The sequence below is a fragment of the Bradyrhizobium viridifuturi genome, from assembly GCF_001238275.1.
Classification (GTDB): domain Bacteria; phylum Pseudomonadota; class Alphaproteobacteria; order Rhizobiales; family Xanthobacteraceae; genus Bradyrhizobium; species Bradyrhizobium viridifuturi.
On record NZ_LGTB01000041.1, the window covers coordinates 50,827 to 63,281 of the forward strand.

Here is a 12,455-nt window from a genome sequence, read left to right on the forward strand (position 1 = left end):
CCTGCCAAACACCTTGTTCGCTGTCATCACCCGCGAAAGCGGGTGGTCCAGTATTCCAGAGACGCTGATGCTTGAGCCGAGAAGCCGCGGCGTACTGGATCGCCCCGTCGAGCCGGGCGATGACAGCTGTGGTGGGGCACGATTCCTTCCACACGTCGTCCCTGCGAAAGCAGGGACCGATACTCCGCGGCCGGTGTTGTGAACGGGACTTGTCGTCCAGCATCGCGCAACAATAGGCATCGGTGGTTATGGGTCCCGGCCTGCGCCGGGACGACACCGCGCTTGTTGAGCGACCGGTGAATCACAGGTTTGCATTCTCGCGGCGTCTGGCTGCGGGGCTTGTGCCGTCGGGCGCAGTGATCGCGAATGCATCGGCTTGCTTGATGAAACCTTCAGCCCGTTCGCCGTCCGGTGACGTCCCGTAGAATTACGCCCCGGGCTACTACGCGTCGAATTTCGGCTTTTGTGCTGATACGTCGTGGCATCGCGATCGATCCATCGACGCCTGCCGTTCCATCGGAAATCACCGTGCGCACCGCGCTGAGCCTGCTTTCGATCTGGGTGCTGATCAACATGCTGTTCTTCGTGGTGATGACGCCTGCAGACGATTCTCGTCGGCCCGAACCGGGCGCGCGTGACTGATCTCGCGTCCACCAAGCGACGATCATCGCCAACCGAAGGCGGCCGCTCAGTGCGGCACGCCGCCGCCGCTCCACGGTGAGGCCGCGCCGGCGCTGCCGCGGCGCCGACCAGCGGACGCCGATTCCAGTCCATCACGGAGTCGCTGTGCAGCTGCTCGACGACCCACAGGAAATACACCGAGGCGGGAATGCCGATCAGGTCGAAGACGAGCATCGAGCCGCTGCCGTGGGTCGTGGCATCGATGAGGTGGATCAGGGCGCAGCTGAAGAACACGCCGGTCAGCGCCGCTCCGGACAGCGACCACACGCCGGTCGCAAGATAGCGGCGCACCTGATGATCACCCAGATACCAGCCGACCAGGCCGTAGGTCACGGTCACGAACACGTTGGCAAAGAACGTGGCTGACGCAACGTCGATCCAGCTGCCTGGCGTCGACACGCGCGCGGCAAGCTCGGCCGACGTGCAAAGGAACGGGACGTATGCACCGGGCTGGGCCATCGCCCAGGCCGAGAGCCAGCCCGCGGTGATCGCGAACCCGCCGACCAGCAGCATCGCGCGATGCGGCGAGAGGGCGATCAATCGCTCGCCCTGGCCGCCCAATATCGTTTCGAATCGCAGGAACACGAATGTCAGTCCCGCCGGCAGCCCGAGCAGGGTGACGGCAAGCATCGACCAGGACACGCTCTCGCCCTGCAGCACCTGGAAGCCATGCACCAGGTGATGCGGGCCGCAGCTCGCAGCCATCATCGAAAATCCGATGCCGAAGCGGGACCAGCCGCGGTAACGATGCAGGCTGACGGTTTCCCAGGCCGACAACAGTCCGAGGCCTGCGTAGGCCAGTCCGATCGCCAGATTGCTGAGACCAATGACGAGGTACATCATCGCGAGACCGTCGCCTTGGTGCCCATCGGCGCCCCGATGTGATCCAGAAACTCGTCGATGAAATAGTGATGGCCGCGCCGCACCGGTCCTTCGACGGGCTGCGCAGCGTGCAGCGCGCGTCCCGAACTTGGATGCCAGAGCGCCTTGGTCAGCATCGGCGCAATCAGTTCGGCTGCAACCGGCCGCGAGAAGAAATAACCCTGAGCGACGTCGCAGCCCATGCGCAGCAGCATCGCGGCCTGCTCGCTCCTCTCCACGCCCTCGGCGATGGTGTGCTTGCCCATCGCGTAGGCCAGGCTCAGGATCGATGACACGATCGCGGTATCGCCGGGCTCGCTGCTGAGACCGTCGATGAAGCTGCGGTCGATCTTCAAGACTTCGGCCGGCATGTCGCGCAGGCGCGACAGCGACGAATGATCGGTCCCGAAATCGTCGATCGCGACAAACACGCCGAGCTGCCGGATCTGATCGAGCACCTGCACGACCTCCTCCGGCGCGCTCATCATGACGCTTTCGGTGATCTCGAGGCACAGGGCGGTCGGATCGACGTTGGTCGTGGCGAGAATCTGGCGCAGCTCCTCGATGAAGGTCGGCTCCGCGATCTCGCGCGGCGACACATTGACGGTCATGGCCAGCCGGCAGCCCGGTATCTGCCTCGTCCACTCGGCGAGCTGGCGACAGGATTCCTGCAGCACCTGCCGTCCGATCTTGACGATGAGCCCGCATTCCTCGGCGACGGGAATGAAGTCGGCGGGCGAGATGATGCCGCGCTCGGGATGTCGCCAGCGCACCAGCGCCTCGACGCCCACGACGCATCCATCCTTGAGGCGGACCTGCGGTTGATACTCGACAAACAGCTGTGATTCCCGGAGCGCCGCCCGCAGATCGGATTCGATCTGGACGCGCTTCTCGGCGCGCGCATGCAGTTCGTCGTTGAACTCCGCCAATCGCGCCCGGCCGCGGACCTTTGCCGCATAGAGGGCGGTATCCGCCTCGCGCAGCAATTGCTCGGCGCACTTCGTGCCGGGCTTGCAGTGCGCGAGCCCCACACTTGCCGAGACGACGACCTCCTTGCCGGAGAGCAGGATCGGCTCGGCCAGCGCGGCGAGGATCCGCCTGCCCAGTGTCGCTCCAGAAGAATCCGAGGCACGCGGATGCAGGACGACCATCTCGTCGCCGCCGAACCGGCTCGCGGTGTCGTCCGGTCCGAGGCATGCAACGATGCGCCGGGCCATCTCGATCAGCACCTTGTCGCCGCTGCTGTGGCCGAGTGAATCGTTGACGAGCTTGAAGTTGTCGAGATCGACGAACAGCACCGCGACCCGCGCGCCGTCATCGGCCTCGCGCGCCAGTTCACGATCCAGCCGTTCCAGCAGCAGGCTGCGTGTCGGAAGCCCGGTCAGCTGGTCATGCGCCGCCGTGTGCATCAGGCGTGCAATGACGCCACGCAGGCGCTCGACCTCCGAACTTGTCCCGGCCGACGCAACGGCGGGATCATTCTCGACGCCAGAATGCAGTTCCCTGATCGTGGCCCCGAGCCGCATTGAAACATTGGGCCGCGGTCCAACCATCTACTCGTCCCCACTACTATCATCAAAATATTCGGCGACGGTAGGCAGTTTGGAGTTTGCAAAAGGTTGCGTGAAGGCCGTCCGCGACTTTTGCGCGATAACGATTTGCAAGATGGTTACAAATCTACGATGGCGGCGCAGTCCATTTATCGAGACTTTCGTCGACGGTAGAACTACCGAGTTCCGGCGCATGGCCCGGCTCCCCGCCAGCAACCAACGTCTGGGAGCGGACATCTTCCTCAGATGTCCGGAGCGCATTTCCGATCGGCGGCATCGCTCGCCTCCTGCCGATGAGCCTGATGCCCGTGGCCTGGCTCGCGCCGCCGCTCATGTTCTCCCGTGAATCTGGTGGGCCGTGACTTTCGTCATCTCGACCGCCATCCGAGAGTTCCGCAACATGCGCGCGCGTGTGCGGTCCGCGCCGTGCGTGCTCCGTCTGCACGGATTGCGTTCGTGTCGCTCGCGGTGAATTGCCGCATGATTAGGCACGCGTCCTGCGTCGCCAACGAAATGCTGCGTCGGAGATTCTGCGATATGTCATCTACCGTGCTTAGATCGCGCAGCACTTGCGGCAGTCGTTTCGTCCCGGCGTGGAGATCGAGAGAATTTTCTGAAGACTCTGCGAGCATGCGTTGCCGGATCGCATCGTACGAATGCAATTCTCGCTTTCTTCACGGTGCCGCGTTGCCGCCGCTCTGGTTCTCGCGCAGATTGTTGTCTAGATCAGTTAAACCAGCTCGGTGACGGAGCTTCCGAGTCGGATTCGGCTGTGACGCGACTACGCAATGATGCGACAATGATGAATGCCATGTGTGAGCACGACTGCCGCAGGAACCATCGGCGCTATCAGGAGCGGCCGGCATAAGCGGGTGATGTCCGCATCCAGACAATGCTGCTTCCTCGTCCGCCAGAAATTCATCCGCCAGAAATTCGCCAGCCCGACGGTGGCCGGCGACGCAACCTTGGGAATGCCCCCTCGTTGAGACGACGTTCGTCGTTTGCGACAGCGGGGGACGAAAGTACATGCAACCAGACGACAACGCACCGGTGAGCGCAGCGAAGCTCCTGGAACAAGTTCCCTTGCCGCGCGAACCCCGAGACATCAGGGACATAGCCCCGGCGCCGCCGCGGCTTTTCACGACACGACCCTATCCGCCGTCGGAGCAGTTCGAAGTCTGGAAGACGCGCATGGCCTCGCTGATCGACGTTGCGCCACCGGAAAGCCACCGCCCCGAGCACGGGTTCGAGGTGGAGTACCTGACCTGCAACATGGCCGATGTCGTCTTCACATCCGGGCGCTTTGCCGCGCAGACATTCGCGCGCGCGGCCGCGCCGTTGCAGGGCGCGCCGATCGATATCTGGTGGCTGTTCCGCGTGCGCGCCGGCGAAGCCCGCTTCGAAACCGTCGATCGGAGGATTCACGCGGGCCCAGGCGCGATGTTTCTGATCTCGCTCGACGACGATTTCCGCGGCAGCATCACCAACTATGATGGCCTGGTGCTGGCGTTGCCGCGCAGGTCATTCACGGGCGTGGCGGATCAGCTCAACGACGCCTGCAACATTCTGCTCTCTGGCAATCTGGTCGAGCTGTTGACCGATTATCTCGACAGGCTGGAGACGCGCCTGATCCTGATGTCCCCGGAGGAGTTGCGGCAGGCGGGACGGGCGACTGCGCAGATGATTGCCGCGTGCATTCAGCTGTCCTCGGACCGGTTGGAGCAGGCGCGCGGCGCGATCGAGTCGGTGCTGTTCGAGCGTGCGCGTCTTTATATAGAGACGCATCTCGGCGACTTCGATCTGACGCCGGATCGCATTGCGCAGCAATTGCGGATATCGCGCTCTGCCCTCTACCGTGCATTCGAGAGCGTTGGCGGCGTCGCCGGTTACATCCTGCGCAAGCGGCTGCGCGCGGCGCATGCCGAACTCGTCGCGTCCACCGACCGGCAAGTGCAGGAGATCGCCTATCGCCACGGCTTCAAGCTGGCATCGGATTTCACGCGCGCGTTTCGCCGTGAGTTCGGTGTCAGCCCGCGCGAGATGCGCGAACGCGCGCGTCGACGATCAACTGCCGGTTGAAAACCTGAGAAATCACCACACGGTGCATCGGATAAATCATTCAACTTGTGAGACGATCTGCCCGCTATTTGGACGGCCTGCTGAGTGACGTTGTCAAATATGTGTCTATCATTTTCCGTTATGACGACTCGGGGCAAATTGGTGGGGCAGTCGAGCGAGCGCTGGGTGGCAAGATGCGCTCGCTGAGTTCGACACATCGTTCGCCAGGACCGGAAGACGAGCGCGGATCGCGCGCTCATGATGTCTCCATATGCGTGTCCGATGGGACCGCATTCGGTCTGCTGTGGCACAGCACCCCCGACGTCTGGACCAGATGTCATAAAGGGGAAGCACCATGGCTGTCGCACAGACTCCAACCGCGTTGCTGAAGCGTCAAGGCCGCACCGGCTTCGTGCGGAGCTGGGTTGCGTCTGGTGACGCGGACAGCCGCTCGCTGCGGCGCCGGTTGCTCACCGTACTGCGTCAGGCGCATCGGATGCTTGGCGTGAAGCGCGACCGGCTCGGGCTCGGGTCGCTGGGTATCGGCGGGTTCAGTTCGACGATGGCCGCAACGCTCGGTGGATTCGCGATCATGATCGCCGCGACGTCGGCAGCGAGCGCTGGCACCGTGAACCTTGGCGGTGCGACCACCGGCGGCAGCGGTTCGCAAGTCGGAATCGGAACTGGCGCCCAGGCGGTCGCGGGGGCCAGCGGCGGCTCCCCGATCGCCATCGGCGTCAACTCTAACGCAAGTGGGAACGGGCCGGCCGGCAACACCTTCGAAGCGATCGCGATCGGCAATGCCGCGGTGGCAACGGGGCCGTGGGCAACCTCTGTCGGCACCACGGCTTCTGCAACGGCAACCGGAGCCAGTGCCTTTGGCACATCGGCCACAGCGACGGCCAATCAGTCTACCGCTATCGGCAACGGAGCTGCCGCCTCGGGTATCGGGGCCGTATCCATGGGGTATCTCGCAAACGCAAGTGCCGTCAATGCAATCGCCTTGGGTCAGGGAGCGGTCGCGAACCAACAAAATACTCTGGCTTTGGGCGAGTCAGCGAGTGCTAGAGGTGTGAACAGCACAGCGATCGGCGGTGGGGCGCTCTCCACCGGTGTTCAAGCAATCTCTTTGGGCATCAATGCGAACGGCGGCGGTGACAACGCAACCGCGATCGGAACCGTGGCCCAGGCCACCGGCACCAGCTCGCTGGCCGCTGGCAACCTCGCAAAAGCGAGCGCGGATTTCAGCGTTGCATTGGGCAATCAGGCGCAGGCGCTGAGCACCGGGGGCTCGGTCGCGATTGGATCAGGCGCCATCGTCAACAGTGCGGCGACAGGCGGCATCGCGATCGGCAACAATGCGGCATCCGCCGGTATCAATTCGCTCGCGACCGGCGTTGGGGCAAGCGCCGCCGGCACAAGTTCGCTGGCGATCGGCACCGCCTCAAATGCGAGTGCCGCCGCCAGCACTGCGGTCGGCAACACGGCCGTTGCCAGCGGCCAAAATGCCTCCTCATTCGGATCTGGAGCGAAGGCGACGGGAGACAATTCTCTCGCGGCCGGCGTCAGCGCCAGCGCCAGCGGAATCGGCAGCACCGCGCTCGGCATCGGCGCCAATGCGTCGGCCACGAGCGCCATCGCTGTCGGTAACAATGCGGCGGCCAGCTCCTCCAATGCGGTCGCCCTGGGCACCAATTCGACGGCCTCCGGCGGGCAGGCCGTCTCGATCGGCGCGAACAACACCGCTTACGGCAACGGCGCGGTTTCGATCGGCGATCCCAGCTATGCCAGCGGCACCGGCGCATTCACCGGCGGCGCCAATAACATCGCCAACAGCGACGGCACGGCCAGCGCCACCGCCGCCAACCAAGCCAACGGTGCGGTCGCGATCGGCAACAACAACAAGGCGATCGGGCAGGGCTCGGTGGCGCTCGGCAACGGCTCCACCGCGGGTGCCGCCGGTCTTGCCGGCAATATCGCATTGGGCGATGGCGCCACGGCGGCGGCAAAATCCGGCGATGTCGCGCTCGGCTCCGGCAGCGTCACCGCTGCCGCGGTCGGCACGCCAAATGCCGTCGTCAACGGCATCACGTTTGGCAACTTCGCCGGCACCACGCCCGGGTCCACGATCAGCGTCGGCGCGGTCGGCGCCGAGCGCACCATCACCAACGTCGCGGCAGGCCGGGTCACGCAGACCTCGACCGATGCCATCAACGGCTCGCAGCTCTATAGCGTCGCCAATACGCTCTCGAGCCAGATCACAGCCGGCGCGATCCACGACTACAGCGTCAACAGCACGACGCCGGGAACGGACACCAACTACAACAACGCCGGAGCCACCGGCGCCAACGCGCTCGCGGCTGGCGTCAGTGCGAGTGCCGCCGGCGTGAGCAGTGTCGCGGTTGGCACTGGCGCCGCGGCACGGGCATCATCCGACACGGCAATCGGTTCGGGCGCGCTTGCCTCGTCGCTCAGCAATCAGCCGCTGACCGGCGCGATTGCCGTCGGTGCGGGGCAGGCAACGAATGATGGCGCTATCGCGATCGGCGACGCCTTTGGTGGCGGTCCGAAGGCATCCGGTCGCGATTCAATTGCTCTCGGCACTCAGACCACCGCGTCGGGCTCGGCATCCACCGCGGTCGGCGCCAGCGCGACGGCATCGGGCGCCAGCTCGTTTGCCGGCGGTACGTCCGCGACGGCCAGCCAGGCCAATTCGCTTGCGCTCGGCGCCAACGCCACGGCGAGCAACGCCGGCGCTGTCGCGCTCGGCTCCGGCAGCCAGACCGCCGCGGCGGTTCAAACCGCCAGCATCGTCATTGGCGGCAATACCTACGGCTTCGCCGGCACGACACCGCTCTCGACGGTCAGCGTCGGCTCGGTCGGCAACGAGCGCACCATCACCAATGTCGCCGCGGGACGCATCAGCAACGGCTCGACCGACGCCATCAACGGCTCGCAGCTGTTTGCCGCGACGTCCGCGATCGACAGCCTCTCGACCATCGTCAACAACGGCCTGACACATTATTACAGCTACAACGACGGCGGCACCCAGCAGGCCAACTACAACAACAACGGCGCGACCGGCACCAACTCGATGGCAGCCGGCGTCGCAGCATCGGCGACCGCGGCGAACTCCACCGCGCTCGGCTTCAACACCCAGGCCACGGTTGCCGACGGCGTCGCGATCGGCTCGGGGTCGATCTCAAATCGCGCCGTCGCGCCGGCTTCCGGCATCATCGGCGGCACCATCATCCCCTACAACACCACCGATCTCACGCTGCTCGGGGCGGTGTCGGTCGGCAATGCGACGAGCTATCGGCAGATCACCAACGTCGCCGACGGCACCCAGTCGAGCGACGCCGTCACCGTGCGGCAGCTGACCGGCGCGCTGTCGTCGTTCGCGACCACGACCACGAAATACTTCCACGCCAACTCGACGCTCGCCGACTCGCTCGCGGTCGGCAACAACTCGGTCGCGGTCGGACCGCAGACCGTGGTCAATGGCGACAACGGTATCGGCATGGGATTTGGCGCAACCGTGGCGCAGACCGCGCCCGGCGGCATCGCCATCGGCCAGAACTCGGTGTCCAACTTCGCCGATTCGATTGCGTTCGGCACCAACGCCCAGGCGAGCGGCATCCAGTCGGTGTCGATCGGCGCCGGATCCCAGACCACCAACCCGACCAGTGTCGCGCTCGGCCCGAATGCCAAGGCGACCGCGCAGGCCGGCGACGTCGCGCTCGGCGCCAACTCGACCACACAGGCGGTGGTCAAGACCGCCAACACCACGATCGCCGGCACCACCTACGACTTCGCCGGCACCAATCCAACCTCGACGGTCAGCGTCGGCAGCGCCGGGGCCGAGCGCACCATCACCAACGTCGCCGCGGGCCAGATCAACGCGACCTCGACGGATGCGATAAACGGTTCGCAGCTCTGGGCCACCAACACCTCGCTCGCCGCGCTCTACACCACGGTCAACAACATCTCGACCGGCGGTGGCGGCGTGAAATATTTCCACGCCAATTCGACCGCGGCGGATTCCATCGCGACCGGCGCGGAGAGTGTCGCGATCGGGCCGAAGTCGGTCGCAAGCGGGGCGAACGCGATCTCGATGGGCAACGGCTCGGCCGCTTCGGGCGACAATTCGGTCGCGATCGGCGCCGGCGCCAAGGCGACTTCTGCCAACTCGCTCGCGCTCGGCGCGAACGCGACCACCACGGCCAATCTGAGCGATGCGGCCTACACGCCGGTGGTCGGCAAGAGCGTCGCGGGGGTCGCGACCGGCGAAGTGTCGGTCGGCTCGTCCGGCGCCGAGCGCCGCGTCACCAATGTCGCTGCCGGCTCGGCCGCGACCGATGCGGTCAATGTCAGCCAGCTCCAGGCGGTTGCCTCGAGCTCGATCCGTTACGACACCGATGCTTCCGGCAACACCACGAACAAGGTGACGCTGAACAGCGGCAACGGCGGGCCGGTAACCATCAGCAACGTCGCGGCGGGCGTCGCCGGAACCGATGCGGTCAATGTCAACCAGCTCAACAGTGCGTTCCAGCAGCTTAACGGCCAGATCGGCGAGGTGCGGCAGGACGCCTGGCGCGCGGCGGCGATCGGCATGGCGGCGGCATCGCTGCGCTATGACGACCGGCCCGGCAAGATCAGCGCGTCGGCCGGCGGTGGCGTCTGGCGCAGCCAGGGCGCGCTCGCCTTCGGCATCGGCTACACCAGCGAGAACGGCCGGCTGCGCACCAACGCCGCGGCGACGACCGCCGGTGGCGACTGGGGTGTCAGCGCCGGCTTGAGCCTGACGCTCAATTGACCCTGACCTCGACGAGGCGGCTGGCGTGTCTGGCGTTGGCGATCTGGCTCGCGGCGGCGGCAGGCGCGGCCGCGCAGTCGGCGTCGCCTCCCGCCTACACCGTGAAGCCGTCGGACGTCATGGTGCCGGAAGGCGAGACGCTCGGCGAGTTCAGGCGGATGATCCAGCCGTTCAAGAACTGGACCTTGATCTGCGACGAGAGCCTGAAATCGAAGCGCCGGGTCTGCAACGTCACGCAGTCGATCGTCAACGCGCAAGGCGCGGTCGCCTTCAACTGGTCGCTGATCGCGACCGCCGACGGCAAGCCGCTGATGGCGATGCGGATTCCGGCAGTCGCCGGGGTCGGCGCGCAGATCGAGCTTGCGATGGGCGACAGCCCCGACCGCATCGTCGCGCAGACCGATCGCTGCGACACCAATTTCTGCTTCGCCACGATCGCGATCGGCAACGTGCTGCGGCGGCACATCCGCGCGGCGACGCCGTGCCTCGTGTCCTATCCGCTTCCGCAGGGCGGGCCGATCACGCTGGAGGCGCCGCTGGACGGATTGTCCGGCGTGCTGGCGAAACTCAAATGAAGCGAGATCGGACATGCGGATGTGGAATTCCCGGATCCGGCTCGAGACTGAAGCGCAAAGTGAAAAGGACGGATGGCCGATGCGGCGCACCCTTGGATTGATCTTTGTTGCGGTCGTCGTGGCCGCGCTCGGTGCCGCCGGCGTCGTGGTCTATGCGCAGCAGGCGCAGCCGGTACCATTGCAGCCGGCTGCACCGGCTCCGGCCAAGAAGCCCGCCGCAGCCAAGCCGCAGCCGCATAAGTCGCGTGCGCCGGAAGCGCAGACACCGCCCGCTGCCGCCGCAGCAGTTCCGCCGCAGCAGGCGGGGCAGCAACCGACGGTGTTCGATGATCAGGCGCGGCAGGCCAACATCGTGACCTGCGCCAATCTGTTCGGGACGCTCGGCCGTGGAATTGCGATGAACTCCACCTACACCGCGCAGTCACAATGGGACGCCAAGGCCGGCAATGCCCATTCGGTGCAGTCGTTGGTCGCGCTCGCACCGAACCAAGCCCCGCAGGGCAATCAGGCCCCGCAGGGCAGTGCCAGCCAACAGGCCGCCGGGGTTGTGTTTGCCGCGCCGGTCGGGTCGTCCTGCGAGGGCAATCTGGTGCGGGTGACACCGCGGACCGAGAGCTGCCCGACGGTTGCCGCCGAACTCGCCAAGCTCAACGGGCAGAACGGCGCGCTCGGGGAACTCGCGACGTCGGCGTTGCCGAACGGCGCGCAGGTGGTGCTGATTCCGTTCGGCAATGCCTGCGTCGCCGTGACCGCGCTGCGGATCGCGGGGTAGTTCGGCGCGAGCTGCGCCTCCTCGCATACAGCCCTCCTTGGCCAGGCTCCTCTGCAGCTGCCCGCTAACATCTTGGCGATCAGCCGAGAAAGGGCTGGATTTCCTGCTCCGGATCGTCAATTCTGATTTGGAACTTACCATCCGTGCCGAACGCGGAGGAGATGTCCATGGAGGAAGCGCGTCGGGGCCAGTTTGTGCGCCAGGTCGGCGGTGAGCTTGTGTCGTCCGTCATCGCGCGGTCGAAGCCGATCAGGGTCGAGCTGCTCAGCCGAACCTCGCGCCCCCGCATGAACTGGCACTTCCGCCAGCCCGAGCTGACCCTGTTCTGGTTCCGCAACGGCTGCTCGCGGTTGCGGGCCACGATCGACGGCCGGCCCGTCGAGTACGATTTTTCCGAGGCGGCAAATCTCGCGCTGTTTCCCGCCGGCACCGAGATCGAGGGCGAATGGTCGGTCGGGCCCGCATTCGACTATGTCGTCGTGTTCCTCGATCCAACGTTCGTGCAGAGCCGCCTGAACGGCGTCATCGAACGGCCGGCGATTGCGTTCGGGCACGCCCAGCTCTGCCGCGGCCTTGCCGAACTCAGCGAGGAAGCCGCGACGCCCGACAACCTGTTCGACCTGTTCGCCGAGGGCTGGGCCAGCCAGGCGCTGGCCCACATGGCGCGGCTGTCGTGCGGCGCGGCACCGCCGAAGCCGCTGAGCCGCGGCGGATTGCCGGCGCTGAAGCTGCGGAAGATCGAGGAGTTCGTCCGCGACAATCTCGGCGAGACGATCTCGCTGTCGGCGCTGTCGGATGTCGCAGGCTTGAGCAAGCGGCATTTCCTGCGCGCCTTCCAGGAGAGCACCGGCACCAGCCCGCACCGCTATGTGCTCGGTCTGCGCATTGAATCGGCCAAGCGCCGCCTCGGCGAGACCGACGAGAGCCTCACCAGCATCGCGCTGGCGTCGGGCTTCAGCCACGCCCAGCATTTCTCGTCGGCGTTCCGGCAGGCGACGGGCGTAAGCCCATCCACATTCCGGCAGCAGCGCCGCGCCTGAGTTTCGGCGCTTTTCTGCAAGTCGCGGCGATTTCCCGCAAGCGGGCGCGGATGCGCTGGCGTAAGCCGAAGTTGCGCGCGGGGCTGGTCGCCTCAGCACATC

8 protein-coding genes and 1 pseudogene are annotated in these 12,455 nt (G+C 65.8%); 6 read left to right on the plus strand and 3 right to left on the minus strand.

Annotation, left to right across the window (positions count from 1 at the left end):
* Window positions 1–246: 246 nt before the first annotated feature.
* Both ALC15_RS31335 and ALC15_RS31340 read right to left on the minus strand, forming a co-directional pair.
* Complete coding sequence (locus ALC15_RS31335; RefSeq protein ID WP_050630626.1) at window positions 247–1,524, minus strand: hypothetical protein; 1,278 nt, start codon at window positions 1,522–1,524, stop codon at window positions 247–249.
* A complete protein-coding gene (locus ALC15_RS31340; RefSeq protein ID WP_094194222.1) occupies window positions 1,521–3,095 on the minus strand; it encodes a putative bifunctional diguanylate cyclase/phosphodiesterase in 1,575 nt (524 codons plus the stop codon). Before ALC15_RS31340 ends, ALC15_RS31335 begins: the two co-directional genes overlap by 4 nt.
* A 1,023-nt stretch (window positions 3,096–4,118) precedes the next feature.
* Here ALC15_RS31340 and ALC15_RS31345 point away from each other — a divergent pair.
* Window positions 4,119–5,171, plus strand: a complete 1,053-nt coding sequence (locus tag ALC15_RS31345) for a helix-turn-helix domain-containing protein (protein WP_050630628.1) — start codon at window positions 4,119–4,121, stop codon at window positions 5,169–5,171.
* 462 nt (window positions 5,172–5,633) lie between these two features.
* Here ALC15_RS31345 and ALC15_RS47995 read toward each other — a convergent pair whose 3' ends face one another.
* Window positions 5,634–6,044 carry a hypothetical protein gene (locus ALC15_RS47995; RefSeq protein ID WP_050630629.1) on the minus strand — a complete coding sequence of 137 codons (411 nt, stop codon included), beginning with the start codon at window positions 6,042–6,044 and terminating at the stop codon, window positions 5,634–5,636.
* On the opposite strand from ALC15_RS47995, the pseudogene ALC15_RS48000 reads away from it, so the two are divergent.
* From ALC15_RS48000 to ALC15_RS31370, 5 genes and pseudogenes are all read left to right on the plus strand, one after another.
* Window positions 5,959–6,240: pseudogene (locus ALC15_RS48000) on the plus strand (hypothetical protein); the annotation flags it as partial. The gene ALC15_RS47995 and the pseudogene ALC15_RS48000 overlap by 86 nt on opposite strands.
* Before the next feature lie 90 nt (window positions 6,241–6,330).
* Window positions 6,331–9,966 carry a beta strand repeat-containing protein gene (locus ALC15_RS31355; protein WP_430649210.1) on the plus strand — a complete coding sequence of 1,212 codons (3,636 nt, stop codon included), beginning with the start codon at window positions 6,331–6,333 and terminating at the stop codon, window positions 9,964–9,966.
* The gene (locus ALC15_RS31360; protein WP_095732478.1) at window positions 9,963–10,541 is read left to right on the plus strand and encodes an invasion associated locus B family protein; all 579 of its coding nucleotides are present in this window, start codon (window positions 9,963–9,965) and stop codon (window positions 10,539–10,541) included. The genes ALC15_RS31355 and ALC15_RS31360 overlap by 4 nt, the downstream gene beginning before the upstream one ends.
* A gap of 79 nt (window positions 10,542–10,620) precedes the next feature.
* Window positions 10,621–11,313: a hypothetical protein gene (locus ALC15_RS31365; RefSeq protein WP_128089635.1), complete on the plus strand. Its 693-nt coding sequence runs from the start codon at window positions 10,621–10,623 to the stop codon at window positions 11,311–11,313.
* A 167-nt stretch (window positions 11,314–11,480) separates the two neighbouring features.
* Window positions 11,481–12,353, plus strand: coding sequence for an AraC family transcriptional regulator (locus ALC15_RS31370; RefSeq protein ID WP_050630633.1), 873 nt, complete (start codon window positions 11,481–11,483; stop codon window positions 12,351–12,353).
* Window positions 12,354–12,455 lie beyond the last annotated feature (102 nt).

Bases quoted from the DNA above. Each gene is read 5' to 3' on its own strand.
- ALC15_RS31370 (WP_050630633.1), top strand. From the start codon at position 11,481: ATGGAGGAAGCGCGTCGGGGCCAGTTTGTGCGCCAGGTCGGCGGTGAG.
- ALC15_RS31345 (WP_050630628.1), top strand. From the start codon at position 4,119: ATGCAACCAGACGACAACGCACCGGTGAGCGCAGCGAAGCTCCTGGAA.
- ALC15_RS31335 (WP_050630626.1), bottom strand. From the start codon at position 1,524: ATGATGTACCTCGTCATTGGTCTCAGCAATCTGGCGATCGGACTGGCC.
- ALC15_RS31340 (WP_094194222.1), bottom strand. From the start codon at position 3,095: ATGGTTGGACCGCGGCCCAATGTTTCAATGCGGCTCGGGGCCACGATC.
- ALC15_RS31365 (WP_128089635.1), top strand. From the start codon at position 10,621: ATGCGGCGCACCCTTGGATTGATCTTTGTTGCGGTCGTCGTGGCCGCG.